27 protein-coding genes are annotated in these 24,825 nt (G+C 71.0%); 15 read left to right on the forward strand and 12 right to left on the reverse strand.

Annotation, left to right across the window (positions count from 1 at the left end; translation table 11 throughout):
* Nucleotides 1–169: 169 nt before the first annotated feature.
* The 7 genes from ABD250_RS14195 (at nucleotide 170) to ABD250_RS14225 (ending at nucleotide 7,371) form a co-directional block, all read left to right on the forward strand.
* On the forward strand, nucleotides 170–679 hold the full coding sequence (locus ABD250_RS14195; RefSeq protein WP_182659171.1) for a hypothetical protein: 510 nt from the start codon (nucleotides 170–172) through the stop codon (nucleotides 677–679).
* A 131-nt stretch (nucleotides 680–810) separates the two neighbouring features.
* Nucleotides 811–3,855 carry a Na+/H+ antiporter subunit A gene (locus ABD250_RS14200; protein ID WP_182659170.1) on the forward strand — a complete coding sequence of 1,015 codons (3,045 nt, stop codon included), beginning with the start codon at nucleotides 811–813 and terminating at the stop codon, nucleotides 3,853–3,855.
* Entirely contained in the window at nucleotides 3,852–4,439 is a 588-nt protein-coding gene (locus tag ABD250_RS14205) for a Na(+)/H(+) antiporter subunit C (RefSeq protein ID WP_241730758.1), read from the forward strand. The genes ABD250_RS14200 and ABD250_RS14205 overlap by 4 nt, the downstream gene beginning before the upstream one ends.
* The gene (locus tag ABD250_RS14210) at nucleotides 4,436–6,061 is read left to right on the forward strand and encodes a Na+/H+ antiporter subunit D (protein WP_182659169.1); all 1,626 of its coding nucleotides are present in this window, start codon (nucleotides 4,436–4,438) and stop codon (nucleotides 6,059–6,061) included. The genes ABD250_RS14205 and ABD250_RS14210 overlap by 4 nt, the downstream gene beginning before the upstream one ends.
* Before the next feature lies 1 nt (nucleotide 6,062).
* On the forward strand, nucleotides 6,063–6,716 hold the full coding sequence (locus tag ABD250_RS14215; RefSeq protein ID WP_182659168.1) for a Na+/H+ antiporter subunit E: 654 nt from the start codon (nucleotides 6,063–6,065) through the stop codon (nucleotides 6,714–6,716).
* Nucleotides 6,713–7,006 (forward strand): monovalent cation/H+ antiporter complex subunit F, encoded by a 294-nt coding sequence (locus ABD250_RS14220; protein WP_182610648.1) that lies wholly within the window; start codon nucleotides 6,713–6,715, stop codon nucleotides 7,004–7,006. Before ABD250_RS14215 ends, ABD250_RS14220 begins: the two co-directional genes overlap by 4 nt.
* Nucleotides 7,003–7,371, forward strand: a complete 369-nt coding sequence (locus tag ABD250_RS14225) for a cation:proton antiporter (protein ID WP_182610647.1) — start codon at nucleotides 7,003–7,005, stop codon at nucleotides 7,369–7,371. The genes ABD250_RS14220 and ABD250_RS14225 overlap by 4 nt, the downstream gene beginning before the upstream one ends.
* A gap of 264 nt (nucleotides 7,372–7,635) precedes the next feature.
* Here ABD250_RS14225 and ABD250_RS14230 read toward each other — a convergent pair whose 3' ends face one another.
* From ABD250_RS14230 to napA, 3 genes are read right to left on the reverse strand one after another with little or no spacing between them, the layout of a single operon-like run.
* A complete protein-coding gene (locus tag ABD250_RS14230; protein ID WP_182659167.1) occupies nucleotides 7,636–8,022 on the reverse strand; it encodes a hypothetical protein in 387 nt (128 codons plus the stop codon).
* Nucleotides 8,023–8,036: 14 nt separating this feature from the next.
* Nucleotides 8,037–8,717, reverse strand: coding sequence for a LytR C-terminal domain-containing protein (locus ABD250_RS14235; RefSeq protein WP_344392894.1), 681 nt, complete (start codon nucleotides 8,715–8,717; stop codon nucleotides 8,037–8,039).
* A gap of 15 nt (nucleotides 8,718–8,732) precedes the next feature.
* A complete protein-coding gene (napA, locus tag ABD250_RS14240) occupies nucleotides 8,733–9,068 on the reverse strand; it encodes a nucleoid-associated protein NapA (RefSeq protein ID WP_182616118.1) in 336 nt (111 codons plus the stop codon).
* A 135-nt stretch (nucleotides 9,069–9,203) separates the two neighbouring features.
* Between napA and ABD250_RS14245 the strand changes: the two genes are divergently transcribed.
* From ABD250_RS14245 to ABD250_RS14265, 5 genes are all read left to right on the forward strand, one after another.
* Nucleotides 9,204–9,866, forward strand: coding sequence for a peptide deformylase (locus ABD250_RS14245; RefSeq protein WP_182616120.1), 663 nt, complete (start codon nucleotides 9,204–9,206; stop codon nucleotides 9,864–9,866).
* Nucleotides 9,859–10,986 carry a GNAT family N-acetyltransferase gene (locus tag ABD250_RS14250; protein ID WP_344392897.1) on the forward strand — a complete coding sequence of 376 codons (1,128 nt, stop codon included), beginning with the start codon at nucleotides 9,859–9,861 and terminating at the stop codon, nucleotides 10,984–10,986. The genes ABD250_RS14245 and ABD250_RS14250 overlap by 8 nt, the downstream gene beginning before the upstream one ends.
* Nucleotides 10,987–10,999: 13 nt before the next feature.
* A complete protein-coding gene (locus ABD250_RS14255) occupies nucleotides 11,000–11,800 on the forward strand; it encodes an exodeoxyribonuclease III (RefSeq protein WP_182616972.1) in 801 nt (266 codons plus the stop codon).
* 37 nt (nucleotides 11,801–11,837) lie between these two features.
* The gene (ppk2, locus tag ABD250_RS14260) at nucleotides 11,838–12,731 is read left to right on the forward strand and encodes a polyphosphate kinase 2 (RefSeq protein ID WP_179523458.1); all 894 of its coding nucleotides are present in this window, start codon (nucleotides 11,838–11,840) and stop codon (nucleotides 12,729–12,731) included.
* Between the two features lie 124 nt (nucleotides 12,732–12,855).
* A complete protein-coding gene (locus ABD250_RS14265; protein WP_182616970.1) occupies nucleotides 12,856–13,272 on the forward strand; it encodes a CoA-binding protein in 417 nt (138 codons plus the stop codon).
* Between the two features lie 18 nt (nucleotides 13,273–13,290).
* Here ABD250_RS14265 and ABD250_RS14270 read toward each other — a convergent pair whose 3' ends face one another.
* Together ABD250_RS14270 and ABD250_RS14275 are read right to left on the reverse strand one after the other, a co-directional pair.
* Nucleotides 13,291–13,728, reverse strand: coding sequence for a CD225/dispanin family protein (locus tag ABD250_RS14270; protein WP_182658619.1), 438 nt, complete (start codon nucleotides 13,726–13,728; stop codon nucleotides 13,291–13,293).
* A gap of 100 nt (nucleotides 13,729–13,828) precedes the next feature.
* Nucleotides 13,829–14,125 (reverse strand): GNAT family N-acetyltransferase, encoded by a 297-nt coding sequence (locus tag ABD250_RS14275; protein WP_182658618.1) that lies wholly within the window; start codon nucleotides 14,123–14,125, stop codon nucleotides 13,829–13,831.
* 183 nt (nucleotides 14,126–14,308) lie between these two features.
* On the opposite strand from ABD250_RS14275, the gene thiC reads away from it, so the two are divergent.
* On the forward strand, nucleotides 14,309–16,009 hold the full coding sequence (gene thiC / locus ABD250_RS14280) for a phosphomethylpyrimidine synthase ThiC (protein WP_241730638.1): 1,701 nt from the start codon (nucleotides 14,309–14,311) through the stop codon (nucleotides 16,007–16,009).
* A gap of 28 nt (nucleotides 16,010–16,037) precedes the next feature.
* Here thiC and ABD250_RS14285 read toward each other — a convergent pair whose 3' ends face one another.
* The 3 genes from ABD250_RS14285 to ABD250_RS14295 all read right to left on the reverse strand — a co-directional run bounded on the left by ABD250_RS14285 (nucleotide 16,038) and on the right by ABD250_RS14295 (nucleotide 19,050).
* Nucleotides 16,038–17,285, reverse strand: coding sequence for a CapA family protein (locus ABD250_RS14285; RefSeq protein ID WP_182658617.1), 1,248 nt, complete (start codon nucleotides 17,283–17,285; stop codon nucleotides 16,038–16,040).
* An 89-nt stretch (nucleotides 17,286–17,374) separates the two neighbouring features.
* On the reverse strand, nucleotides 17,375–18,139 hold the full coding sequence (locus tag ABD250_RS14290) for an ABC transporter permease (RefSeq protein ID WP_182616967.1): 765 nt from the start codon (nucleotides 18,137–18,139) through the stop codon (nucleotides 17,375–17,377).
* Nucleotides 18,136–19,050, reverse strand: coding sequence for an ATP-binding cassette domain-containing protein (locus ABD250_RS14295; RefSeq protein WP_182616965.1), 915 nt, complete (start codon nucleotides 19,048–19,050; stop codon nucleotides 18,136–18,138). The genes ABD250_RS14290 and ABD250_RS14295 overlap by 4 nt, the downstream gene beginning before the upstream one ends.
* A gap of 86 nt (nucleotides 19,051–19,136) precedes the next feature.
* Here ABD250_RS14295 and ABD250_RS14300 point away from each other — a divergent pair, with 86 nt between their 5' ends.
* Nucleotides 19,137–19,787 carry a DUF1707 SHOCT-like domain-containing protein gene (locus ABD250_RS14300; protein ID WP_344392905.1) on the forward strand — a complete coding sequence of 217 codons (651 nt, stop codon included), beginning with the start codon at nucleotides 19,137–19,139 and terminating at the stop codon, nucleotides 19,785–19,787.
* 61 nt (nucleotides 19,788–19,848) lie between these two features.
* Here the strand turns inward: ABD250_RS14300 and thiG are convergent, their stop codons facing one another.
* The 3 genes from thiG to thiO form a co-directional block, all read right to left on the reverse strand.
* Nucleotides 19,849–20,616: a thiazole synthase gene (gene thiG / locus ABD250_RS14305; protein WP_344393124.1), complete on the reverse strand. Its 768-nt coding sequence runs from the start codon at nucleotides 20,614–20,616 to the stop codon at nucleotides 19,849–19,851.
* Between the two features lie 58 nt (nucleotides 20,617–20,674).
* Nucleotides 20,675–20,875, reverse strand: coding sequence for a sulfur carrier protein ThiS (gene thiS, locus ABD250_RS14310; protein ID WP_017837853.1), 201 nt, complete (start codon nucleotides 20,873–20,875; stop codon nucleotides 20,675–20,677).
* 77 nt (nucleotides 20,876–20,952) lie between these two features.
* On the reverse strand, nucleotides 20,953–22,158 hold the full coding sequence (gene thiO / locus ABD250_RS14315) for a glycine oxidase ThiO (RefSeq protein WP_344392908.1): 1,206 nt from the start codon (nucleotides 22,156–22,158) through the stop codon (nucleotides 20,953–20,955).
* 40 nt (nucleotides 22,159–22,198) lie between these two features.
* Between thiO and thiE the strand changes: the two genes are divergently transcribed.
* A complete protein-coding gene (thiE, locus tag ABD250_RS14320) occupies nucleotides 22,199–22,924 on the forward strand; it encodes a thiamine phosphate synthase (RefSeq protein ID WP_304813741.1) in 726 nt (241 codons plus the stop codon).
* A 34-nt stretch (nucleotides 22,925–22,958) separates the two neighbouring features.
* Here the strand turns inward: thiE and ABD250_RS14325 are convergent, their stop codons facing one another.
* On the reverse strand, nucleotides 22,959–24,779 hold the full coding sequence (locus ABD250_RS14325) for an alkaline phosphatase D family protein (protein WP_344392913.1): 1,821 nt from the start codon (nucleotides 24,777–24,779) through the stop codon (nucleotides 22,959–22,961).
* Nucleotides 24,780–24,825 lie beyond the last annotated feature (46 nt).

Below are 24,825 nucleotides of genomic sequence, written 5' to 3' on the forward strand. Positions count from 1 at the left end.
AACCCGGTCACGTCCGCTTGCCGCCGCACGCCTGCGCGGTCTACAGTTCTCGGTCATGCGGAAGATTCTCGTAGTAACCGGACGTAACGGGGCCTGAAGACCGGCACCCCCGTTGCGTGGTTGCTCGATCTCCGTCGGTCCCCGCACCGACGTCTGAGACGAGAACACCATGTACACCACCACCTCCTCCCCCACCGGGACGACCTCCTGCCCCTTCGGCGAGCGGTTCGGCCGAAGGTTGCCGCGCGGCTTCGCCGACGAGGCGGCAGGACTGGACTGGCGCGCGCTGATCGACACCTACGCGCCGTCGACCGACCACTTCCACCTGGCCGACCTCACACGTCGGCCGCTGGGCCGCGGGATCACCGCCTACGAGGCGATCCTGTCGACCCGGGACCCCTCCACCCCGGGTGAGTTCACCGCCCACCGCCTGACCACCGAGTCCTGCGGTGACCTCACCGCCATGTCCGAGATGCTGGGCAGGATCGGCGCCCGCGTGGAGATCGAGCGGTTCCACCAGTACGAGGGTGACGCGTTCGGCCGAACCGAGTCCTGGTGCACGATCCTGCAGGCCACCTGCGGTCGCCGCACGACATGGGCCATGGGTTTCGGGCAGTCCCCCGGCGAGGCCTCGATCGTCGCGCTGCTGAGCGCCGCGACCCTGCTCCACCTGCGCTGAGCACGGCCACACGGATCGCTTCTGTAAAGTAGTCACGGAACCCTAACCCCGGTCGACCACCGGCACCCCGCTGCACACGGCGGGGGCGTCCGCACGTCGTCGTCCGTTCGACGTAGCGAGAGGAGTCGCCGGTGATCGTGATTCTCGCGGCCCATGCCGTGGCCGCCATGATCGCGATCCCGCTGGTGTTGCGGTTCGGCCGTCGCGCGTTCCTCGCCCTGGCCACGGTGCCCTCGGCGGGCGCGGTGTGGGTGGCCGCCAACCTGGACCGCGTGCCCACCGAGTCCGTCCAGTGGGCGCCCGGCATCCACCTCACGCTGGATCTGCGCATGAACGCGTTGTCGGCGCTCCTGGCCCTCATCGCCCTCGGCGTGGGTGCGCTCGTCCTGGTCTACTGCACCTGGTACTTCAAGGACGACGAACCACGTCTCCACCTGTTCGCCGCCGAGCTGGTCGCCTTCGCGGGCGTCATGTTCGGACTGGTCGTGGCCGACAACATGATCCTCCTCTACATCTTCTGGGAGATCACGTCCGTCCTGAGTTTCCTGCTCGTCGGCCACTACGCCGAGCGGGCCTCCGCGCGCCGCGCGGCCACCCAGGCGCTGCTCGTGACCACCCTCGGCGGTCTCGCGATGCTCGTCGGGATGATCATCCTCGGCCAGGCCGCCGGCTCCTACCTGATCAGCGACATCGTGGCGGCACCACCGTCGGGGACGCTCATCCACTGGGCGCTGATCCTGGTGATAGTCGGCGCGGCCAGCAAGTCGGCCATCGCCCCATTGCACTTCTGGCTCCCGGGGGCCATGACCGCCCCGACCCCGGTGAGTGCCTACCTGCACTCCGCGGCCATGGTCAAGGCCGGGGTCTTCCTCGTCGCGCTCCTGACCCCGGGCCTGTCGGGCTCGTCCACCTGGCAACTGCCTCTCATCGCCCTCGGTCTGAGCTCCCTCCTCATGGCCGGGTGGCGCGCGTTGCGGGAGACCGACCTCAAACTCGTGCTGGCGTTCGGCACCGTGAGCCAGCTGGGCTTCCTCCTCGTTCTCGTGGGCATCGGCTCACGTGACACGATGCTCGCCGGGCTCACGATGCTGCTCGCGCACTCGCTGTTCAAGTCCGCCCTGTTCATGTCCGTCGGCGTGATCGACAAGACCACCGGGACGAGGGAGATCAGGGACCTGTCGGGACTGGGCCGTAAGCGGCCCGCCCTCGCGGTGGTCTTCACCCTCGCCGCCGCCTCGATGGCCGGGCTCCCGCCCTTCCTGGGGTTCGTCGGGAAGGAGGCGGCGTTCGCCACCGTCCTGTCCGAGGAGCGACTGCACGGGATGCCGTCGCTGGTCGTCACCGCGGGGCTCGTGGCGGGGTCCGTCCTCACCTTCTCCTACACCGCGCGCCTGGTCATGGGCGCCTTCCGGTCCAAGCGGTCCTTCCCCGACGGCATCAGCCCCGCCGTCGCCGCCTCCCGTCCGGCGGGGCCGCTGTTCCTCTCCGTCCCCGCCGCCCTGGCCGTCTCCGGCCTGGTGCTGGGGTTGTGGAACGCGCCCGTCGAGAACCTCATCGCCCGGTACGTCGACGTGGCGTTCCCGCCCGGCAGTCCGTGGCGCGGGCCCGAGGGTTACCACCTGGGCCTGTGGCACGGCATCGGTATCCCGCTCGCCCTCACCCTGGTGGTCTACGTGCTGGGCTCCCTGCTCTACGTGGCGCAGCGGACCGTCGAGAGGATGCAGTTCGAGTCGCCGGCGCTCGGCAACGCCGACCGCATCTACGACGCGGTGCTCAGGTTCTTCGACACCCTCTCGCTGCGCCTGACGGCGAGCATCCAGCGGGGCTCCCTCCCGCTCACCCTCGGGATCATCCTGGTGACCCTCGTGGTGTTCCCGTTCGTCTCACTCCTCGCCGGTACCCGCGAGGGTCTGCGCATGGAGCTGTCGGCGAACCCGGTCGTGCTGATCGTCATGATCCCCATGGCGCTCGCCGCGGTGGCCGCCGCCGTGCTGCGCAACCGCCTCGCGGCGGTGATCTGCATGTCCGTCACCGGCTACGGGCTCGCCGTGATCTTCGCCTTCCACGGCGCCCCGGACCTCGCACTCACGCAGGCGTTGGTCGAGACGCTCCTGATGGTCGCGTTCGTGCTGGTGTTGCGCACGATGCCCGCCGAGGTGCCGCTCTCCAACGGGTTCCGCCGCCTCCGGGCCTGGCTCGGGATCGGCGTCGGGTTGCTCGTGGTGGTGACCGGTGCCTACGCGATCAACGCGCGCCAGCACCCGGCCGTCTCGCTCGTCTTCCCCGACATCGCCTACCAGATCGGCAACGGCGCCAACGCCGTCAACGTCACCCTGGTCGACATCCGCGCGTGGGACACCCTCGGCGAGATCACCGTCCTGCTGGTCGCCGCCACCGGGGTGGCCAGCCTCGTGTTCCGCAACCGTCGCTACGGCTCCGGCCCGCGTCTGGCCGACGTCGACAAGACCCGCTCGGGTCGGCGCGGCGTCGAGGCGGCCCGGATCGTCATCGAGGCGCCGGGGGCGACCCCCGGACGGTGGCTCGTCGGCGCCACCGTCCGCGACCCCCGCGCCCGGTCGCTGGTCCTCGAGGTCACCACGCGTCTCGTGTTCCCCACGATGATGATCCTCAGCCTCTTCTTCTTCTTCGCCGGCCACAACAACCCCGGCGGCGGGTTCGCGGGCGGCCTGGTCGCCGGTCTGGCGCTGGTCCTGCGCTACCTCGCGGGCGGGCGCTACGAGCTCGGTGAAGCCATCCCGATCGACGCGGGCCGGATCCTCGGCCTCGGCCTGCTCCTGGCCGCCGGCACGGCCACCGCCTCCATGTTCTTCGGCGCCCCCGCCCTCTCGAGCGCCACGTTCGAGGCCACGCTCCCGGTGTTCGGCGAGGTCAAGTTCGTCACGGCCCTGCTCTTCGACGCCGGCGTCTACCTCATCGTCGTCGGTCTGGTCCTGGACATCCTCCGCAGCCTGGGCGCCCGACTCGATCTGGACGCCGAGGATCTCGAGGAGCTCCGCGCCATCTACGTGGACGCCACCGAGTCGCCGTCCACGGCCGCGCTGCGCAGCGTCCCCGGCGTTGACGCCGACGGCGCACGCTCCGACCTGGCCGCCCACCGCGCCGCCCGCCGCGAGGCCGCCGAGAACCAGGGCGCCCCGTCAGGAGGCAGGTCATGACCGCCGACTTCGGGCTGCTGCTGCTCGCCGGGCTCCTCTGTGCCGTCGGGGTCTACCTGCTGTTGGAGCGGGCGATCATCAAGATCCTGCTGGGGATCATGATCTTCTCCAACGGGATCAACCTGCTCCTGCTGGCCGCGGGGGGACCGCCCGGCAGCCCGCCCATCATGGGGCGTGGCCGGAGCCCCGACGCCGCCGACTCGGATCCGCTGTCCCACGGGATGATCCTCACCGCGATCGTCATCACCGCCGGCGTCGGGGCCTTCATCCTGGCGTTGGCCTACCGCTCCTACCAGTTCACCACCGCCGACGAGGTCGCCGACGACGCCGAGGACACCAAGATCGCCAAGCGCTCGCCCACCGACGCCTGGTCGGCACCCGACCGGGACCTGTCCGACGACCACACCACCGGTCAACCCACCGAGCTGGGAGACCACGTCGACTACGACGACGAGGACCTGGAGGAGGCCGAGGCGGAAGCCGAAGCGGAGGCCCGCGCCCGCGCCGCTGCCGCCTCGCGCGACCGCAGGCGGACGAGGCGCGACGACGGAACCCCGGACGACGGAAAGGAGGGTGGCCGGTGATCTCCCCCGAACTGTTCGGCTACCTCATCCCGTCCGTCGTTCTGATCCCCCTGCTCGCCGCGGCGCTGTGCCTGGTGGTCTCCCGCCGTCCCCGGGTCCAGAACATCATCACCATCGTCACCCTCACCGGGGTGCTGGTCATCGCCGGCATCCTGCTGGTGCTCACCGACCAACACGGCGTGCACACCGTGCAGGTGGGCGGCTGGGACGCACCCGTCGGGATCACCCTCGTGGCGGACCGGCTCAGCGCCCTCATGCTCTGCGTGTCGGCCATCGTGCTGCTGACGGTGATCATCTACGCCGTGGGGCAGGGCGTCCGCGACGGGGACGGCGACCAACCGACCTCGATCTTCCTCCCCACCTACCTGGCGCTCGCGGCGGGACTGAACGCGGCGTTCATCGCCGGCGACCTGTTCAATCTGTTCGTCGGGTTCGAGATGCTGCTGGCCGCGTCCTACGTCCTGCTCACGCTCGGCGCCAGCCAGGAACGAGTCCGCGCGGGGGTCTCCTACACCGTCGTGTCGATGGTGTCGTCGATGGTGTTCCTGCTGGGCATCGCGCTGACCTACTCGGCGGCGGGCACGCTGAACCTTGCCCAGCTGTCCATCCGGATGGCCGAGGTCCCGGACGGGCTGCGCAACACGATCTTCGCCGTGTTCCTGGTGGCGTTCGGCATCAAGGCCGCGGTCTTCCCGCTCTCGACCTGGCTGCCCGACTCCTACCCGACCGCGCCCGCGCCGGTCACCGCGGTGTTCGCGGGACTGTTGACCAAGGTCGGCGTCTACGCGATCATCCGCTTCCACACCCTCGTGTTCCCCGGCGGCTCCATGGACGGCGTCCTGCTGGTGGCGGGACTGCTGACGATGGTCATCGGCATCCTCGGCGCGATCGCACAGTCGGACATCAAACGAATACTGTCGTTCACCCTCGTCAGCCACATCGGGTACATGATCTTCGGCATCGCCCTGTCGACCGGGTACGGGTTGAGCGCGGCGATCTACTACGTCGGCCACCACATCATCGTCCAGACCACCCTGTTCCTGGTGGTCGGACTGATCGAACGGCAGGCCGGGTCGTCCTCCCTCCGCCGTCTGGGTTCGCTCGCCGTGGCCAGCCCCGTCCTCGCCGTCGTCTTCCTCATCCCGGCCCTCAACCTCGGCGGCATCCCGCCGTTCTCCGGCTTCATCGGCAAGCTGGCGGTGGTCCAGGCCGGCGCGGAGGTCGGCGGTCCGCTCATGTGGGTGCTCATCGCCGGGGCCATGGTCACCAGCCTGCTGACGCTCTACGTGGTGGTCCGCGTGTGGTCCAAGGCGTTCTGGCGCCCCCGCGCGGACGCTCCCGAGGGAGCGGTCGCCCTGGCCAAGCCGCTGGCCCTGCTGCCGTCGGACGAGTACGTGGAGTTCGACGAGCGCGAGGAGGTGGGCCGGATGCCACTGAGCATGCTCGCCCCCACCATGGCCCTCATCGTGGTCTCCTTGTTGATGACCGTCTTCGCCGGCCCACTGCTCGGGGTCACCGACCGTGCTGCCGAGAGCCTCATGGAGCGGCATGACTACCTGGACACCATCCCCATCGATTCCACGCCCGAACGCTACGTCGACTCCGTGACGGGGGTGCGCTGACATGGCCCGCAGGTTCAAGGTCCGTCTCGACCCCCGGGTCGTCGGGTCCCGCGTGTTCATGATGCTGTGGCTGACGGTCGCCTGGGTCATGCTGTGGGGGCCGGTCGAGGTCGGCACGATCGTCGCCGGGGTGCTCGTCGCGATCGTGGTGATGGTGCTGCTCCCGCTGCCCCGAGTCCCCGTGGAGGGCCTGCTCAGGCCCGTGTCCACGGCATGGCTGGTGGTCGTGGTGGCCTACTACCTCGTCCGCTCGTCCATCACCGTGGCGTGGCTGTCCGTGCGCCCGCAGGCTCCGCCCCGCTCCGCCGTGCTCCGCGCACCGATGCGGCTCAAGTCGGACTTCACCCTCGCCCTGGCCGTCAACACCCTGAACCTCATGCCCGGCGGCATCGTCGTGCGCGTCGACCCGGTGGCCCGGTACGTGTACGTCCACGTGCTGGACGCCGGGAGTCCCGAGGCGGTCGAGAGGTTCCGTCGCCAGACCGCCCACGTGGAACAGTTGTACGTGCGGGCGTTCGAGCGCCCCGAGGACTGGCGACCCAGCCCGCAGCACTATTGCGCCCCCGCAGAGGAATACGGGACCAGCGGCCCCGAGCGCGTTGACGACCGCGACCGCCCACCCGAGCCCGTACGAGACAGCGAGGAGCACCGATGAGCCTGTCACTGCTGCTGTGGAGCGCGGCCGTTGTCGCCCTGACGCTCGCACTGTTCACCACGATGATCCGGCTGATCGGTGGTCCCAACACCCTCGACCGGCTGATCTCCCTGGACATGCTGGCCGCCATCGCGCAGTGCGGGGTCGGCGTGTACATCGCCTGGAGCAAGGACACCACCGCCGCGGCCGCCCTCGTGGCGTTGGCGCTGGTCGCGTTCCTCGGATCGGTGTCCGTGGCCCGGTTCCGGGTCAGCGACTCCACCGGCGTCCACAAGGAGGCCCTCACATGACCGACGACCCCCGGGAGATCGTCTCCGCGCTGTTCGTCCTCGCCGGTGCGCTGCTCACCCTCGCCAGCGCCATCGGGCTGGTGCGCTTCCGCGACACCCTGAGCCGGATGCACCCGGCCGCCAAGCCACAGGTGCTGGGCCTGGTGCTCGTGCTGTTCGGCGCCAGCGTCCGGATCTTCCCGCACATCGACCTGGGAATGCTCCTGCTGGCCGGGATCGTGGCCGTGTGCACCGCCCCGGTGATCGCCAACCGCGTGGGAAACCTGGCGTATCACGAGAGCGTCGAGGACGGCACCATCACCCACGAGGCCCCGGTCCTGGAGAAGTTCCAGGCGAGCGAGGCCAATCGCAAGAACACGCCCTGACCGAGTCCCACCCGGCCGGCCCCCGGTATCCGCTCCGGCGCCTGCGCTCCAGGACACAGCCGCTCCCGGCCATGCTCTGGCACCTGCCCCGAGGTACGCGCGCGTGTACAGGCCCGGGGGCCGACGACTCGAGCCCCGCTCCCCTTCGCGGGGGCGGGGCTCGTTCGGTGGCGCGGGGCCGGTGAGCTGGCGCGGTGCGCCGGTTCGCTTGCGCGGTGCCGGTGGGCGCTCGCCCTCCGGGGGCCGGCCCCGGTTACCGGGAGATCAGGGGGCGGGCTGCGCGGGCGGGACGGCGGGGTCGGCCTGACCCTGGACGGGCTGATCCTCGACCGGGACCTCCACGAGGATGTCCTCCTCGCCCTCGACAGCGCCCTCGACAGCGCCCTCGGCACCCTCGACCTCGTCAGCGTTCTCCTCCGCCTCCGAGTCTGCCTCGCCCGTGTAGGTGGGCAGGGTGTACGGGGCGTCGGGATCCGCGGGCTGCTCGTTGGGCGGGGTGCACGCGGTCACGGCGAACGCGAGTGCGAATGCGGGAACCGCGACGATGAGGCGGCGGGCGGTCTGACGCGGGGCCATGAGGGCTCCTTCGATCTCGGAAAGCTGCAGGTCGCTGAGAGCACGCGCCCCGGCGGGCAGAGTGCGTGGGCTCATCATATCCTCAGCCGTCAGCGGTCGAGGTCCTGGGTGACGATCACGATCACGCCGGGGGTGTCCACCTCGAGATCAGCCGGCCGGGGCAGCACCGGGATGCCCAGCTGGGCCGCCACGGCCTCGGCTGCCTGCCGCTCACCGGCGCCGGTTCCGAAGTACACGGTCGACTCGGACACCACCGGCCGGTCGGAGGGCAGGTTGGCCACCTCACCGACGGCGAAGCCGGACTCGCGGAGGGCTTCCCCGGTCCTGCCGGCGAGCCCGGAGACGTTGCTGTTGTTGAACACCTGCACAGGCACCGAGGTCACTGCCGGCACGCCGCCGGGCTGACCGGCGGGAGGCGGCGAGGCGGGCTCGGCGGGCTGGCCGGGCACCGCCTCACCCTCGGGGGCACCCTGCGGGTCCTGGCCGGCGGGCGCGTCCCCGGGTTGTCCCGGGTCGACGGCCTGGCCCTGCTCGGGCTGTTCGACCTGCGTGGTGCCCTGATCGGTGGCGGTCGGGGTCTCGTCGTCACCCCCGAACAGTTGGACGAGCCCGATGCCGATCGCCAGGACCACTGCGGCGAGGAGGACCATCGCGATGGCCCGGTAGGGAGGGCCGGTCGGTTCATCCGGATCGGGACCGACCCCGGTATCGCCAGCGGGCGCGCCCGGGCCGTAGGGATCGTACTGCGAGGTTTCGGGCTGGGAGCTCACGCCGGTGAGTGTAGGTCAGTCGAGTCGCATTCCCAGGTTGCGCGCCGCGCGTGCCTTCTGACGGCTGCTCCGCATGCGCCGCAGCCGCTTGACGAGCAGCGGGTCCGCGGCCAGCGCCTCGGGGCGGTCGATGAGGTCGTTGAGGATCTGGAAGTAGCGCGTGCCGGACATCTCGAACTTCTGCCGGATCGCCTCCTCCTTGGAGCCTGCGAACTTCCACCACTGCCGCTCGAACTCGAGCATGGCCTGGTCCCGGTCGGAGAGGACGGGGTCGGCGGCGTGTAGCTCGGCCGCGGGCTGCGTCCCGCCCTCGAGCTGCGGCCCGCGTGCCGCAGTAGCTGATCGACCCATGCGCGCACCTCCTGTGGTGTCGGTGTGTGGCGGCCGCTCGCCCGGTGCGGGTGTGCGGATCACACCGTTGTGATTCCCCCGTAGTGAACCACACGGATCCGACACCCTGCCAGGTGCGCACTAGGATCGACTGCCATGGCCGTCCTGCCCATCGTCATCCTCGGCGATCCCGCCCTCCACGCCCCCACCGAGCCCGTCACCGGGTCCCCGGAGGAGATCCGCGACCTCGTCCGCGACCTCTACGAGACCATGGACGCCGCCAACGGCGTGGGGCTGGCCGCCAATCAGGTGGGCGTACGCAAGCGGGTATTCGTCTACGACTGCCCCGACCTGGACACCGAGGACGGCGAGGGCGTCTCACGCGAGGACGTCGAGGCCCGTGGCGGCTGGATCACCCGCCGTGGCTGCGTGATCAACCCGGTGCTCGAGACCTCCGAGATCCCGGAGACCATGCCGGACCCGGAGGAGGATCTCGAGGGGTGTCTGTCCGTCCCCGGCGTGAACTTCCCGCGCGGGCGCGCCTGGTGGGCCCGGGTCACCGGCACCGACGAGAACGGCGAGCCGGTCTCGGTGGAGGGCTACGGCCTGTTCGCGCGGTGCCTGCAGCACGAGGTGGGCCACCTCGACGGCGTCCTCTACACGGACGGACTCATCGGCCGGAACCGCAAGGCCGCCAAGAGACACATCCGCGACGCCGGCTGGGGCGTCCCCGGGTTGAGCTGGGACCCGACCACCGATCCCGATCCGTTCGCCGACGAGGATGACGACGACGACGAGGCCACCGACCTCCATGGCTGAGCAGGACCGGGGTCTGGCGGACCGGTCCCGGTGGAACGCCGGCAGACGCGTGGAGACGGGGATGCGCGTGGTGGTGCGTCGTCATCTGGAGGCCGGGCAGAGTTCGCACCTCTACACCGACGTCATCGGGCACGTGATCGCGCTGGATCCCGAACTGGTGGTGCGCCGGGAGTCGGGCGAGGAGGAGCGGATCCCGGACTCCGACATCGCCGTCCTCAAGGTGTTGCCGCCCCGCCCGGTCCGCGCCCGCGACGTCCGGGCCCACGAGTACGCGGGCGCGTTGGCGTGGCCGGGTACCGAGTTCGAGCTGGTGGACGGCTGGTTCTGCCGCGCCGGGGACGACTGGTCCTACCGCGGGAACTCGGCGGTCCCGGTGTTGCCGTGGGCCAGTTGCGCGGAGCTCGACGGGGTCCGCGACTGGTACGCCGCCCGCAGCCTGCCGCTGCGCCTGGTGGCCGTGGACCGGTTGGTCCGGGCGGACCGGATGATTCTCGACGGGGTGCCGGTGGATCCCGCACGGGTGAACGCGGACCGGGAACTGCTGCTGTGCACTGCCGACAGCCGCGAGTTGTTGGCCCGCGTGGACGCCACGGTCCCCGCCGATGCCCGCCCCGAGGTGGTGTTGGCCGACTCCCCCGACGACGACTGGCTCGCGCTGTACCACGCCACCGCAGGACTGGACCCCGACCGCGTCCGGCCCGCGATGCTCGCGACCGCGGGGCTGGGCGGCGCGGCACAGGCCGGTGCGGGATCGGAGAGCGGTGTGCCGGGGCCGGGCGGGCACGTGGTGTTCGCCCGGGTCGAGCACGACGGAGAGCTGGCCGCGATCGCCCGCGGTGCCGTCACCGCCGGGCCCGACGGGGCGCCCCGCGTCGCGGTGTCGTGCGTGCAGACCGCCGACGCCCACCGCCGCCGCGGGCTCGCCGAGGTGGGCACGGGCGCGCTCGTCGAGTGGGGACGGTCGCTGGGCGCCGAGGAGTGTCACCTCCACGTGTTCGCGGACAACTCGGCCGGTCGCGGCCTGTGGGCCAAGCTCGGGTTGGCCCCGCATCATTCGATGCGCCACCTCGTCGTCGTCGAAGGTTCGGCTCCGCCGTCCGCGCGATCCGATCCGGGGTAATAGACTGCTCGCCATGCGCCTGGCCACCTGGAATGTGAACTCGATCAGAGCTCGACGGGACCGTGTCGTGGCCTGGCTGGAACGCTCGGACGTGGACGTGCTGGCCATGCAGGAGACCAAGTGCAAGGACGACCAATTCCCGCACGAGGCGTTCGAGGAGCTGGGGTACCAGGTCGCCCACCACGGGCTCAGCCAGTGGAACGGTGTGGCCGTGGCCTCGCGGGTGGGGCTCGACGACGTCCGGCTGGGCTTCGACGACATGCCCGGTTTCCACAAGGACCCCGAGGTCACGCAGGACCCGGAGGCGCGCGCCATCTCGGCGGTGTGTGACGGTGTCCGCGTCTACAGTCTCTACGTCCCCAACGGCCGCGAGCTGGCGGACCCCCACTACACCTACAAGTTGGAGTGGCTGGCCCGGCTCCGCGACCACGCCTCCGCCGAGCTCGCCGCCGACCCGGCCGCGCAGGTGGCCCTGGTGGGCGACTGGAACGTGGCACCCCACGACGACGACGTGTGGGACATGGAGGTGTTCGACGGCAAGACCCACGTCTCGGAGCCCGAACGGCAGGCCTTCGCCGCCTTCGACGGAGCGGGCTTCCGCGAGGTCACCCGCGAGTACACCCCGGGCCCCGGCGTCTACACCTACTGGGACTACACCCAGCTGCGCTTCCCCAAGAAGCAGGGCATGCGCATCGACTTCCAGCTGCACTCACCGGAGTTGGCGGCACGGGTGACGGGCGCGTTCATCGACCGCGAGGAGCGCAAGGGCAAGGGCGCCTCCGACCACGCCCCCGTCGTCGTGGACCTCGACTGATACCGCCACCTCGTCCCAGAACCAGGAGCTCCCGCAGATGTCCACGTTCCAACTCCGTCACTACATCGACCGGCTTCGCGCCGAGGGCTTCACCGTGCGCGACGACCACGGTGAGGACCCCGACCTCATCGACATCAACGGCAGGGCCGTGGACACGTGGCGGGAGAACTACCCGTACGACCACCGGCTGGACCGCAATCAGTACGAGGTGGAGAAGTACCTGCTGCAGATCGAGCTGCTCAAGTTCCAGAACTGGCAGGCCGAGTCGGGTCACCGGCACGTGATCGTGTTCGAGGGCCGGGACGCCGCCGGCAAGGGCGGGACGATCAAGCGGTTCACCGAGTACATCAACGTGCGCCAGGCCCGCGTGGTAGCGCTGATCAAACCCACCGAGACCGAGCTGTACCAGTGGTACTTCCAGCGCTACATCAGCCATCTGCCCACCCGCGGCGAGCTCGTGATGTTCGACAGGTCCTGGTACAACCGGGCCGGCGTCGAGCGGGTGATGGGGTTCTGCACCGACGCCCAGTACTCCACGTTCATGGAGCAGGCGCCCATGTTCGAGAAGATGCTCGTGGATTCCGGGATCGGACTGACCAAGTTCTGGTTCTCGGTCACCCGGGAGGAGCAGAAGACCCGGTTCGCGATCCGTCAACTGGACCCGGTCCGGCGGTGGAAGCTCTCCCCCATGGACCTGGAGTCCCTGGACAAGTGGGACAAGTACACCGCCGCCAAGGAGGAGATGTTCCGGCGTACCGACACCGACTGGGCACCCTGGATCACCATCAAGTCCAACGACAAGAAGCGGGCGCGCATCAACGCGATGCGCCACTTCCTCAACCAGTTCGACTACCCGGAGAAGGACCCGCAGGTCGTGTTCGACCCTGACCCGAAGATCGTCCGGCGCGGCAAGGTCGCCGTCGGGGACTGACTGAGCCCGCGAAGGAAGAACCCGCGCACAGGGCCCGTCGGGGACTGACTGAGCCCGCGAAGGAAGATCCCGCGCACAGGGCCCGTCGGGGAATGTCCGCGCGACGCCGCGCATTGCACAGGGTATGAGCCACACGAATGATCCGACCGTCATCACGCGCCTGCTCTCGGATCGCGGGCGGTGGGCCGTGGTGGGCCTGTCCTCGAATGCCGGACGCACCGCGTACGGGATCGCCGCCTACGTCCGGGACCTGGGCCACGAGATCGTCCCGGTCCATCCGAAGGCCGAGACGGTCCACGGGCAGCAGGGCTACCCGGACCTGGCGTCAGTGCCGGGGGAGATCGACGTCGTGGACGTCTTCGTGAACTCCCAGCTGGCTGGCGGCGTAGTGGACGAGGCCATCGCAAGGGGGGCGAAGGCGGTCTGGCTGCAGCTGGGCGTGATCGACGAGGACGCCGCCCGGCGGGCCGCGGACGCCGGTCTCGACGTGGTGATGAACGCGTGCCCGGCCATCGAGGCGCCGCGGCTGGGGCTGCGCTGAGGCGACCCGCGCCGGGGATCAGTACCCGGTGGAGGCCAGCCCCACCATGGCGATGATGAAGACGAAGTAGAGGACCACGAGTCCCCCGAAGATGGCGAGAGAAATGAGGCCCAACTTCTTGGCGGAGGCGCTCGCGGCCTCGGCCTCTGCGTGGTGCCCGGCCGCCCACAGCGGGTAGACATCCGAGGCGCGGGTCATCGCGACGAACGACAGCGGCCAGAAGAACAGGAGCGAGGCCACAGCCCACCCGATGTTCGACGGCGGGCCGGGTCGAGCGGACCCGGGCGGACCGGTGAACGCCCCGGTGCCCTGACTCCCGTAACCGGGGTGCTGGCCGTACGAGGGTGCGCTCTGGCCGTAGGACGAGTCCTGCCAGTAGCCGGACTCCTGACCCTGAGACGGGCCCGCACCAAACGGGGAGTCGGAGGGGGAACCGGGGTAGCTCGGGTTCGTCATGGCCGAATCGTATCCCCGGAGTGAGGTCGGCCGAAACACCCTCGTGCAGAACGCACGACTTATCCGGCCGGAGTGGGGCCGGACGCCTCCCCCACCGGGGTCAGCGGGGGGCGACGAGGAGTTGGTACTCGGGGAAGCGGATGAGGAAGCGGCGGACATAGCTGCACACCGGCCGGACCTTGTTCCCGTCCAGACGCATCCGGGTGAGGACCAGACTGACCAGCAGGCGAGCGATGCCCTGCTGACCGAAGTGCTCCTCGATGACGGTGTGGAGAAGGATGTAGACCTCGCCGTCCTTCTCGTACCCCACCAGGCCCATGAACGTCTCGCCGTCCCACAGTTCGAACCGGTCTCTATCGGTGTTGTGGACCAACACCAGTGACTCTACTCGGGACATGGGGCTCCTTCGGCAGGGTGTGTTCCACACGTGATCCTACTCGCCGGGGTACGCTCGCCCGGCACAATTTCATACTCGTCCACACGGGAGTCCGCTTCGGAGCGCGGGCTGAGAGGACGGCCAGCCGGGTCGTCGACCGTTGAACCTGTCCGGGTCATGCCGGCGTAGGGAGAAGTGAACATCATGGGCAGAAACACGTCCACCACCAGCGAGAACACTGCCTTGATCGAGGCAGTGACCTGCGGGCCCATCCATTCCAGCAGCAAGTCCTACCTCGAGGTCCCGGCGGAGGGCAGCACGCTGAGCGTGCCCGTCCGTCGGATCTCACTGACCAACGACACGACGTTCGACGTCTACGACACCTCCGGCCCGTACACCGGGTACGCCGACGCCGGGGAGTGCCACGACCTCGCCTCCGGACTTCCGCCCACTCGCGACGGCTGGGCCCACCCGGAGGCCGTCCCGGCCTCGCCCGAGGACCCCACGCCGGTGCGGACCCAGCTGGCCTGGGCCCGCGCGGGCCACATCACCCCGGAGATGCGTTTCATCGCCGCGCGCGAGGGGATCGACGTGGAGGTGGTGCGGACCGAGGTGGCGGCCGGCCGCGCCGTCATCCCGGCCAATCACCGCCACCCGGAGAGCGAGCCGATGATCATCGGCAAGCGCTTCCTGACCAAGATCAACGCCAACATCGGCAATTCCGCGGTCACCAGTTCGATCGCGGAGGAGGTCGAGAAGATGGTGTGGGCGTCCCGGTGGGGCGCGGACACCATCATGGACCTGTCCACCGGGCGGGACATCCACGAGACCCGCGAGTGGATCATGCGGAACTCCCCCGTTCCCGTGGGGACCGTGCCGATCTACCAGGCACTGGAGAAGGTGGGCGGCGATCCGACCGCGCTGACCTGGGAGCTCTACCGCGACACCGTCATCGAGCAGTGCGAGCAGGGCGTGGACTACATGACCGTCCACGCGGGTGTGCTCCTGCGGTACGTCCCGCTCGCCGCCAAGCGCGTCACCGGGATCGTCTCGCGCGGAGGCTCGATCATGGCGGCGTGGTGCCTGGCGCACCACCGCGAGTCGTTCCTCTACACCCACTTCACCGAGCTCTGCGAGATCCTCGCACGCTACGACGTGACGTTCTCCCTCGGTGACGGCCTGAGGCCCGGATCGATCGCGGATGCCAACGACGAGGCGCAGTTCGCCGAACTCCGCACGCTGGGTGAGCTCACCCGGATCGCCAAGCGCCACGGCGTCCAGGTGATGATCGAGGGCCCCGGGCACGTGCCGATGCACATGATCGTGGAGAACGTGCGGCTCGAGGAGGAGTGGTGCGAGGAGGCGCCCTTCTACACGCTGGGGCCGCTGGCCACGGACATCGCACCGGGTTACGACCACATCACCTCCGCCATCGGCGCCGCGCGGATCGCGGAGGCGGGTACGGCGATGCTCTGTTACGTCACCCCCAAGGAGCACCTGGGCCTGCCCGACCGGGATGACGTCAAGACCGGCGTGATCACCTACAAGATCGCCGCTCACTCCGCGGACCTGGCCAAGGGGCACCCGGGCGCGCAGGCCCGCGACGACGCGCTGAGCACCGCGCGGTTCGAGTTCCGTTGGCGGGACCAGTTCGCCCTGGCGCTCGACCCGGACACCGCGCTGGCCTACCACGACGCGACCCTGCCCGCCGAGCCCGCCAAGACCGCCCACTTCTGCTCGATGTGCGGTCCCAGGTTCTGCTCGATGCGCATCTCCCAGGACATCCGCGACTACGCCGCCCAGCACGGCATGGACACCGTCGAGGCGATCGAGGCCGGGATGGCCGAGAAGTCGGCCGAGTTCACTGGACAGGGATCCCGCGTCTACCTGCCGATCACCGAGTAGTAGCCGGCCGGGGCACGGCAGTAGCCGGTCAGGGCGTGGCGCGGGCCGGCGTGCACTCGCGGGCCGTCTCGAAAGCCTGCTGCAGGCGCTGCGTCGTGGCCGCGTCCTGCCGTCGGGGGATGCCGTCACCGGAGATGAGCATCGCGTCCCAGTCGGCATCGGTCACCAGAGACCGATCGGGACGCGGCTCGTCGGAGGCCGGGACGTCCACCGTCACGGTGAGCACACCGGTGTGCCCGGCGGGCTCGCGGTTGAGGTAGTACACGAAGTTGCCCAGACCGAAGTGGACGTAGGCGTCCCCGACCCAGCCCGCGCCGTTGACCCGGTGCGCGTGGTTGCCCAGGATCACGTCCGCGCCGGCCGCCTCGAGCTCACGGGCCGCCGCGATCGCCTCGTCGCCCGGGCACGTGTAACCCTCGAGGCCCCAGTGCACATAGGCGACCACCACGTCGGCCTCCTGCCGCGCCTCGCGGACCGCCCGCAGCAGTCGATCGCGGGGCAACGCGGACGCGATTCCCGGTCGCCCGGGTCCCGCCGCGTAGTAGCTGGTGGTCTCCTCCACGATCTGGGAGGCACTGACGAACGCGACCTTGACACCCCGCACGTCGAACACCTCGGGCGCGAAGGCCTCGGACTCGTCGCGACCGATTCCGATCACGGGGATCGGCGACTGGTCGATGGCGTCGAAGGTGTCCGCGAGACCGACCTCCCCGAAGTCGACGGCGTGGTTGTTGGCCATGGTCACCACATCGACACCCGCCCCGGCCACGGCATCGAGCGCACCGGCGGGCGCCCGCCAGGTGAACGGCTTGCCCGGCACCGGCGTCCCCCGCTCGGTGAGCGCGGTCTCCAGGTTCACCATGGACACATCCGCCCGACCCAGGCTCGTGCGCAGCTCCGCCAACGACTCGGGATCGCGGGCCAGAGGAGCGAGATGGTTCTCGAAATGGACGTCGCCGGCGAAGGCCAGAGTGATCTGCTCGGCAGGCCGCACGGGAGGGGCGACGGGATCGACCTCGTCGTCGTCACCGGTCGGTGCGCTACCCACCAGACCCGCGCCGATCGACCGGGCGCCGTCGACCGACACCGCGCCCCGCCCCAGGGCGACTCCCCCGAGCATGCCGGCGGCCAGCCCCACGACGAGCCCCACCGCCGTCCCCACCGCCAGACCTCGTCGGGCACCGCGGCCACGGAGAACCGTGCGGCGGGAGGCCGAACGCTCGGCGCGCGCGGCGGCGTCCCGCGCCCTCGACGCGGGGGTCGATATCGATGCCATGCGGCGCGACTCACTCCACTAGATCGGGCGACGCCGGCTACGACGTCGCGGGGCCAGCCCCGACGCGAGGTCGAGTCGGGTGCGCGGACTCAGGCGTCCCGGCGCAGGGTGATCACCAGTCCTGCGACCCACAGCGCCACGCAGACCGCCGCGAACCACGCGAAGGCCGGCCACTCGCCCCACGTGATGAACCCGCGCGCGGTCTCACCCTGGGTCCAGTAGTCACCGTTGGCGAACGGCATCCAGCCGGCAATGTCCTGCCCCACCCGCGGGATCAGCGAGACCATGCCCTCGAGAGCCAATGTCCACACCAGGAACAAGGAGATCGTACCGGCGGCGTTGCGCATGATGTACGCCAGCCCCATCACGGCGACCGTGCCCAGCGCGGCGTAGACCGGGAACCGTACGAGGTACGTCAGCCCGTCCCCTGAGAACGGGGTCCAGGAGTCCAGTCCGGACAGGGCCCCCGCCACCAGTAGCGAGAGCACCACCGCAACGGCGGTCACGACCATCGACATCACGGTGAACAGCACGGTCTTGGCCACCACCGCAGGCCACCGCGACGGAGAGGCGAGGAAGGTGGCCTTGTTCGTGTGGTAGCGGTACTCGCCGGTCACGGCGACGATCGCCGCGATCCACGCGAGGATCACGGTGAAGGCGCCGACTCCCAGGATCGCGAACAGCGGGTCGCCCCCGCCGCCGGGTTCCCCGACGATCGGGTCCCCCGCCGAGGGCTGCTCGAACTGGCCGATGATCGCGGCCAGGCCGAGGGCGAGGGCGATGCCCAGGCCGTACAGCCAGTAGGCGCTCTTGGTTGTGGTGACCTTGATCCACTCGGACTTCAGCAGGTTCATCGGGTGGTCTCCTGACCGTGGTACTCGACGTCCTGATCGGTGAGCGCCATGAAGGCCTCCTCGAGCGACGCCCGCTTCTCGTGTAGTTCGTGGACGGTGATCCCCAGGCTGGCTGCGAGCTCACCGACCTGGGAGGCGGGCAGCCCCTCGACGAGGAACGCTCCGGCCTCGGGGTCGAAGGTGGCGGTGATCCCCTCCTCCCGGGCGGCGGCGGTGAACTCGTCGACGTGCGGAGTCCGGAGGAGGACGGAGGACGTGGCCGCGGAGAGGAACTCCTCGACGGATGTCTGGGCGCGGAGCACCCCCCGACCGATGACGACGAGGTCCTGGGCCGTCTGTGCCATCTCCGACAGCAGGTGGCTCGACACGAGTACCGTCCGGCCCTCGGCGGCGCGCGCGTGCATGAAGCGGCGGATCCAGAGGATGCCCTCGGGGTCGAGACCGTTGACCGGCTCGTCGAAGAGCAGCACCTCGGGGTCGCCGAGCATGGCGGTGGCCAGCCCGAGACGCTGGCGCATGCCCAGCGAGTAGCCGCCCACCTTGCGGCCGGCCACGTCGCTCAGCCCGACCAGCGACAGCACCTCGTCGACGCGGGTGGCGGGCAGACCACCAGCGGCAGCGATCATCTTCAGGTGCGCGCCCGCCGACCGGTTGGCGTGGGTCCAGGACGCGTCGAGCAGGCACCCGACGGTGTGGGTCGGGCGCTCGAGTTCCCGGTAGCGCCGGCCGTTGATCAGCGCCTCACCCGAGGTGGGGGTGTCCAGGCCGACGATCATCCGCATGGTGGTGGACTTCCCGGCCCCGTTCGGGCCGAGAAAGCCGGTGACGACACCCGGCCGGACCACGAAGCTGAGGTCCTCGACCGCCGTAGCGGCGCCGAAGCGTTTGGTGAGATTGCGTACCTCGATCATGGTCTCCAGTGTGCATGCCGGAGCGCGGGAAGCGGGCTCCTCCCACTCAGCTCCCGTACAGGTGTGTCAGGGCTTACGCTCGTCCCATGGATGACGACCGCCCTGATCCCGGCCCCGAGCTCCCGTCGATCCGCGCCTCGGACCACGAGCGTGAGGCGACGGCGAGGTTCCTCCAGCAGTCCTACTCGGAAGGGCGCCTGACCCTCGCCGAGTTCGACGAGCGGACCACCAAGGCCTACGGGGCCCTCTTCCAGTCCGACCTGGCCGAACTCACCCGCGACCTGTCCCCCGCCCGTCGCGACGGCGGGGCCGCGCCCGCAGCGCACCGCGATGCGGCACCCGCACGCAGGGTCACCGGGGGGAGCGGTCCGTCGACGTCCCTGGCGTTCATGGGCGGGTGCGAGCGCAGGGGCGCGTGGACGGTTCCGGCGGAGCACACGGCGTTCGCCATGATGGGCGGGGTCGAACTCGATCTGCGGGAGGCCGCTCTGCAGGCACACGAGACCACGATCCGCGCCTTCGCGATCATGGGCGGGGTGGAGATCTACGTGCCGGACGACATCCACGTCGTGGTCGAGGGCCTCGGTCTGATGGGCGGGTTCAGCGAGGAGGCCGGCAGGTGGAAGCCCGACCCCCGGCCGGTCCGGCAGGCTCCCCCGGGCGCGCCGGTCGTGCGGGTCACCGGGCTCGCACTGATGGGCGGCGTCGAGGTGCGCCGGGTTCCCCGCACGCGGTAGTCGACGCGGGCCGCGCAGGCCGTCTGGTCCGCGCAGGCCTCAGTCCACCGGCGGGTTGGCCTCAGTCCACCGGCGGGCTGGACGCCCGGGCCCAGAACCGCTTGGGGATACGCCCGGCAGCGCGGGCGGCGTGACCGGCGCGGACGGCCTCCCGCATGGCGGCCGCCATGAGCGGCGGGTTCTCGGCGCGGGTCACCGCGGTGGCCAGGAGGACCCCGTCGCAACCGAGCTCCATCGCCAGGGCGGCGTCCGACGCGGTCCCGATCCCGGCGTCGCAGATCACCGGGACCCCGGCGCGCTCGACGATCATCTCCAGGTTGTGCGGGTTGCAGATGCCGAGCCCGGTGCCGATGGGGGCACCGAGTGGCATGACGGCCGCGCAGCCCACGTCTTCGAGCCGGCGGGCCAGCACCGGGTCGTCGGTGGTGTAGGGCAGGACCACGAACCCGTCGTCGACGAGGTCCTCCGCGGCCTCCACCAGCTCCAGGGCGTCGGGCAGCAGGGTGCGCTCGTCGGCGATCACCTCGAGCTTGACCCAGTTGGTGCCCAGGGCCTCCCGTGCGAGCCGCGCGGTCTTGACCGCCTCGGCGGCCCCCCTGCAACCGGCGGTGTTGGGCAGCGGCCGGATGCCCAGCTCGCGCAGCAGCCCGAGCAGTCCGAGCCCGTCGGAGCCCAACCGCAGGTCGACCTTGCGGATGGACACGGTGGTCAGGGCGGTCCCGGAGGCGATGAGCGCCTCTCGGAGGACCTCCTGGTTGCCGGCGCCGCCGGTGCCCATGATCAGCCGCGAGCCGAGCTCCTCGCCCGCGATGACCAGCGGCGAGTCCATGACCGCGACAGGTCCGGTGGGGGAAGCCGGGCCGGTGGGGGCGGCCGGGCCGGTGGGGTCAGCCACCCTGGACCGCCGTGAGGACGTCCACCTCCGCGCCCGCGCCCAGTGCGGCCTGGTCCCAGCCCGAGCTGGGCACCACCACGCCGTCGACCGCCACGGCCACACCCTCGTCGGGGAGGTCGAGTTCGGTGACGAGCACGCGGACGGTCGCGCCGTCGGCGAGCGTGCGGTCTTCGCCGTTCACGGTGACGATCATGGGGTCTCCTGCTTCACGGTCGTGGCGTACCGGGGTGGTGACGTGTGCCCCCAGCGTAGTGGTCGGTGTCCGAGACCTCATCCGCGGCGGACGCGGTCGGGCGAGGCCGCCAGCGCCGCCGGCGGACCCGGTCGGCCCTGCAGGTGCGCCACGACCGTCGCGGCGGTCACCGGGGTGAGCGCGATGCCGTTCCGGCCGTGCCCGGTGGCGTGGACGAGGCGCGGGTCCGTGGGATCGGGGCCGAGGAACGGGAGATTGTCCGGGGACATCGGACGTAACCCCGCGATGGTCTCCGCCAACTCGAACTCGCCGATCCCGGGGAAGACCGTCTCGGCGTCGGCGAGCAGGTCGCGCACCCCGGCCACCGTGACCTGCCGGTCGTCGCCGTGTTCGTACTGCGTGGCGCCCACGACCAGGCCGCCCTCGCGGGGGACCAGGTACAGCGGCCGGCCGCGCACGAACGCCCGGACCACCCCGCGCGGGGGGTCCTCGCAGCCGGGTCGGGCACGCAACCGGAGGACCTCGCCCTTGACCGGTCGGACGGGGAGCCCCGCCAGCGCGGCGGACCCGGTGCCCGCGGCCAGGACCACGTGGTCCGCGTCGACGTGGTCGAGCGAGGACACCGCGCTGCGCACCCAGGTCACACCCTCGGCGACGCAGGCGCGGGTCAGCGCGGCCAGAAGGACGCGGTTGTCGACGGCCCCCTCCGAATCCATGCGGTACGCCGCGCGGGCGACCCGGGCCAGGGACGGCTCGGCCTCGCGGAGTTCCCGGCGGGTCACGCGGCGCAGGTCTGCCGCGGTGATGCCGGGCGCGGACCCCGATCCGGAGCGAGTTGCGCCCACCGTGGGGTCGGGCTGGCGGGCGGCCCAGTCCATGGCCATGTCGAGGTCGCGGGCGTCGGCCTCGTCGACGGCCAGCATGTGCGTGTGCGCCGCGGTCCGGACGGGAGGGCCGGGCGGGACGTGCGGCTCGAGCGCGCGGAGCATCTCGGGCCACCTGCGCAGTGAGTCCACGCCGAGTGCGAACACCGCCTCCTCCCCCGGCCACGCCTCGCTGAACGGGGCGAGCATTCCGCCCGCCACCCACGCGGCGGCGGAGGCGGGTACGCCGCCGGGCCCGGAGTCGTCGGGCTCGTGGACCACGACCTCGTCGGCGGCCCCGGCGCGTGCGACCTCCCATGCACAGGCCAGGCCGATCACCGATCCGCCGACGACGGACACGCGACGGGCTGCACTACGGGCGCCGGTGCGCGGGTCGGCGGGTCCGGGGTCGGCGGTCACGACGGCCAGCCTATCGGGGCCATCGCCTACGGTTACGCACATGACCGCTCGCGCCGACCGCCTCCGCTCCCGCCTCGCCGACGCCCGCCTCTACCTCTGCATCGACGCGCGCCGTCACCTCGACGAGCAGGCTCGGACCGAGGGGTGGTCCGGCGACTTCCCCGCGCTGCGCCGGGACGTCGAGGCGGCACTGGTCGGCGGGGTGGACATCGTGCAACTCCGCGACAAGAACTCGCCCGGCGAGCGCGACCTCGGACCGCTGGAGGCCGCCCACGAACTGCGTGCCCTGGCGGTGATGCGCCAGGTGTGCGACTCGCACCGCGCGATGCTCGCCGTCAACGACCGGGCCGACGTGGCCGCCGCCTCCGGGGCCGACGTGCTGCACCTGGGCCAGGACGACCTGCCGCTGGACTGGGCGCGCCGCATCGTGGGTGACGACGTGGTGATCGGTCGCTCCTGTCACGCCACCGGGGAGGTCGACACCGCGGACACCGATCCGCGGGTGGACTACTTCTGCACGGGCCCGGTGTGGCCCACCCCCACCAAGCCCGGCCGCCACGCTCCGGGCCTGGACCTGGTCGGGCACGCGGCGTCGCGGGCGAGCCGCCCCGGGTCGAAGCCCTGGTTCGCCATCGGCGGGATCGACCGGCAGAACCTGCCCGAGGTGCTGGCCGCGGGCGCCCGGCGGGTGGTGGTGGTCCGCGCGATCACCGACGCGGACGACCCCACAGCCGCCGCGCGCGAACTCCGCGCGGAACTGGACTGAACCGTCGCCGACACGCGGGCCGGCGGGTCCCCGGTCAGTCGGTGAGCTCCTTGGTCAGCGTCCTGCGCAACACCTGCCGGGGCTTGGCGTCGAGGTCATCCCCACCTCGTCGTCGTCGCCCTCTCCGGCCCCAAGAGTCCGGCGCCAGGCCCGGCACCAGTGTGAGCACCCTCCCCAGTCCCCCGGCCGGCCACTCGACGTGGGCGTGTTCGACCTTGACGGTGGCGCGGCGGCCGCGCATCACCAGGGTCATGACCCCGTTGTGGAACCAGATCCCGTCGGTGACCTCCCACCTGACACGTGGCTCCCGGACGCCCACGGCCTCGGCGAGCCGACGGGTCAGCGCGGGCGCGGGAGACCGCACCGAGATCCGGTTGACCATCCGGATCGACTTCTGTAGAGGATTGCGGAACGGGGACATGACCAGCTGGTGCACCCGCGTCGGCGACCCGGTCACCCGCGGCGCGGTGAGCTCGACCTCCTCGAGGTAGGAGCAGTGGACGTCGCCGCCCAGCATGAGGATCGAGGCGGGAGCGCGCCCGTGATCCCCGGCCGCCACCTCGGTGAGCAACCCGATCAGGTCGTCGAAACTGTTGCGGAAGGCCGCCCAGTGCTCGAGGTCCACCGTCAGCCGCACCCATTCGCCGATCCGGGCGCTCAGCGGCTTCTCCGGCCGGTCGCGGCTCACCGCCTCGTTCCACCCCTCGAGATGATGCAGCGCCGGCAGCATGAACGCGGGCAGGGACGACGCGATCACCAGGTGGTCGACCTCGGCCCCGAGGCAGGCCTCCCGCGCCCACTCCCACTCCTGCGGGTCCATCACGCGCCGGTCGGCGGGGTCCAGCCGGCGGGAGGCCCGCACGTCGAGCATCACCACCCGCACCCGCCCGAAGTCGCGACTGAAGCTCCACCGCGCGGTGCCCCGGTCGGCGTCGGCGGACAGGGCGAACTCGTCGAGGATCCGTTCGCGTTCGGCATCGGACCGGGCACCCCGGACCGCCCGGTACACCTCGTCCTGCTCAAGCTCCCGCGGCGCGAGATTGCCCAGGTGCTGGTAGACGAAGTAACTGGCGAACGCCCCCCGCACGCGGTCGCGCCACCACGGCTGGGCCGTCATCTCGCGGCGCCAGGCGTGGGAGGAGTTCCAGTCGTCGCGCAGGTCGTGGTCGTCGAGGATCATGCAGCTGGGCACGGTGGACAGCAGCCAGCGCACGTCCGGGTCGCGCCACGACTCGTGGTACAGCCAGGAGTACTCCTCGAAGTCGCAGATCTCCCCGGACACGTCCCGGTCCCCACCGTCACCGGCGGAGTCGCGCACCGACCGGGGCCCCTCCCCGGCCCGACGGCGCGCCGCCAGCCGCTCGGTGATCTCCCGGCTGGGGATGTCGGCGTACACCTGGTCGCCGAGGAGCAATATGGCGTCGGGCCAGTCGTCGTGCGCCGTGTGGGCCATCTGATGCGCGAGCGCCACCAGGGCGTCGGCCCCGATCCGGCGAAGCGCCACCGGGGTCTGGCTCTCCCCGCGGCGACAGGACCCGAAGGACAGGCGGACCGTGTCGTCGGCGCGCGGGGTGCGGATGACGCTGGGGCGGTCCGGCTCCAGTGGCCAGGCGGGTACACCGTCGAGCGCCACCTCGTAGGGCGTCTCCACGCCCGGCTCGAGATCACGAAGGTGCAGCACCGCGAAGTGGTGCCCGTGGACACCCCACGACTGTTCGGAGGCCTCGCCGTCGCCGGCGCGGATCGTCACCGTGCACGGCGCGGACACCTCGACCCACACCGTCGCGTCCGTGCTGTCGACGTACCGGAGCATGGGACCGACCAGGATCTCGGGCGCCGTGGGGGGCTGACTCATTGCACCAGTGTGCACGCGGGCCGGGGGGTGCCGGGCGCGATGGGTG

Source organism: Dietzia cercidiphylli (genome assembly GCF_039531545.1).
Classification (GTDB): domain Bacteria; phylum Actinomycetota; class Actinomycetes; order Mycobacteriales; family Mycobacteriaceae; genus Dietzia; species Dietzia natronolimnaea.

What these genes read in the sequence shown, in the direction of transcription:
- ABD250_RS14195 (WP_182659171.1), top strand. Translation starts at nt 170, where the DNA reads ATGTACACCACCACCTCCTCCCCCACCGGGACGACCTCCTGCCCCTTC.
- ABD250_RS14205 (WP_241730758.1), top strand. Translation starts at nt 3,852, where the DNA reads ATGACCGCCGACTTCGGGCTGCTGCTGCTCGCCGGGCTCCTCTGTGCC.
- ABD250_RS14215 (WP_182659168.1), top strand. Translation starts at nt 6,063, where the DNA reads ATGGCCCGCAGGTTCAAGGTCCGTCTCGACCCCCGGGTCGTCGGGTCC.
- ABD250_RS14220 (WP_182610648.1), top strand. Translation starts at nt 6,713, where the DNA reads ATGAGCCTGTCACTGCTGCTGTGGAGCGCGGCCGTTGTCGCCCTGACG.
- ABD250_RS14225 (WP_182610647.1), top strand. Translation starts at nt 7,003, where the DNA reads ATGACCGACGACCCCCGGGAGATCGTCTCCGCGCTGTTCGTCCTCGCC.
- ABD250_RS14230 (WP_182659167.1), bottom strand. Translation starts at nt 8,022, where the DNA reads ATGAGCCCACGCACTCTGCCCGCCGGGGCGCGTGCTCTCAGCGACCTG.
- napA (WP_182616118.1), bottom strand. Translation starts at nt 9,068, where the DNA reads ATGGGTCGATCAGCTACTGCGGCACGCGGGCCGCAGCTCGAGGGCGGG.
- ABD250_RS14245 (WP_182616120.1), top strand. Translation starts at nt 9,204, where the DNA reads ATGGCCGTCCTGCCCATCGTCATCCTCGGCGATCCCGCCCTCCACGCC.
- ABD250_RS14250 (WP_344392897.1), top strand. Translation starts at nt 9,859, where the DNA reads ATGGCTGAGCAGGACCGGGGTCTGGCGGACCGGTCCCGGTGGAACGCC.
- ABD250_RS14255 (WP_182616972.1), top strand. Translation starts at nt 11,000, where the DNA reads ATGCGCCTGGCCACCTGGAATGTGAACTCGATCAGAGCTCGACGGGAC.
- ppk2 (WP_179523458.1), top strand. Translation starts at nt 11,838, where the DNA reads ATGTCCACGTTCCAACTCCGTCACTACATCGACCGGCTTCGCGCCGAG.
- ABD250_RS14265 (WP_182616970.1), top strand. Translation starts at nt 12,856, where the DNA reads ATGAGCCACACGAATGATCCGACCGTCATCACGCGCCTGCTCTCGGAT.
- ABD250_RS14270 (WP_182658619.1), bottom strand. Translation starts at nt 13,728, where the DNA reads ATGACGAACCCGAGCTACCCCGGTTCCCCCTCCGACTCCCCGTTTGGT.
- ABD250_RS14275 (WP_182658618.1), bottom strand. Translation starts at nt 14,125, where the DNA reads ATGTCCCGAGTAGAGTCACTGGTGTTGGTCCACAACACCGATAGAGAC.
- thiC (WP_241730638.1), top strand. Translation starts at nt 14,309, where the DNA reads ATGGGCAGAAACACGTCCACCACCAGCGAGAACACTGCCTTGATCGAG.
- ABD250_RS14285 (WP_182658617.1), bottom strand. Translation starts at nt 17,285, where the DNA reads ATGGCATCGATATCGACCCCCGCGTCGAGGGCGCGGGACGCCGCCGCG.
- ABD250_RS14290 (WP_182616967.1), bottom strand. Translation starts at nt 18,139, where the DNA reads ATGAACCTGCTGAAGTCCGAGTGGATCAAGGTCACCACAACCAAGAGC.
- ABD250_RS14295 (WP_182616965.1), bottom strand. Translation starts at nt 19,050, where the DNA reads ATGATCGAGGTACGCAATCTCACCAAACGCTTCGGCGCCGCTACGGCG.
- ABD250_RS14300 (WP_344392905.1), top strand. Translation starts at nt 19,137, where the DNA reads ATGGATGACGACCGCCCTGATCCCGGCCCCGAGCTCCCGTCGATCCGC.
- thiG (WP_344393124.1), bottom strand. Translation starts at nt 20,616, where the DNA reads ATGGACTCGCCGCTGGTCATCGCGGGCGAGGAGCTCGGCTCGCGGCTG.
- thiS (WP_017837853.1), bottom strand. Translation starts at nt 20,875, where the DNA reads ATGATCGTCACCGTGAACGGCGAAGACCGCACGCTCGCCGACGGCGCG.
- thiE (WP_304813741.1), top strand. Translation starts at nt 22,199, where the DNA reads ATGACCGCTCGCGCCGACCGCCTCCGCTCCCGCCTCGCCGACGCCCGC.
- ABD250_RS14325 (WP_344392913.1), bottom strand. Translation starts at nt 24,779, where the DNA reads ATGAGTCAGCCCCCCACGGCGCCCGAGATCCTGGTCGGTCCCATGCTC.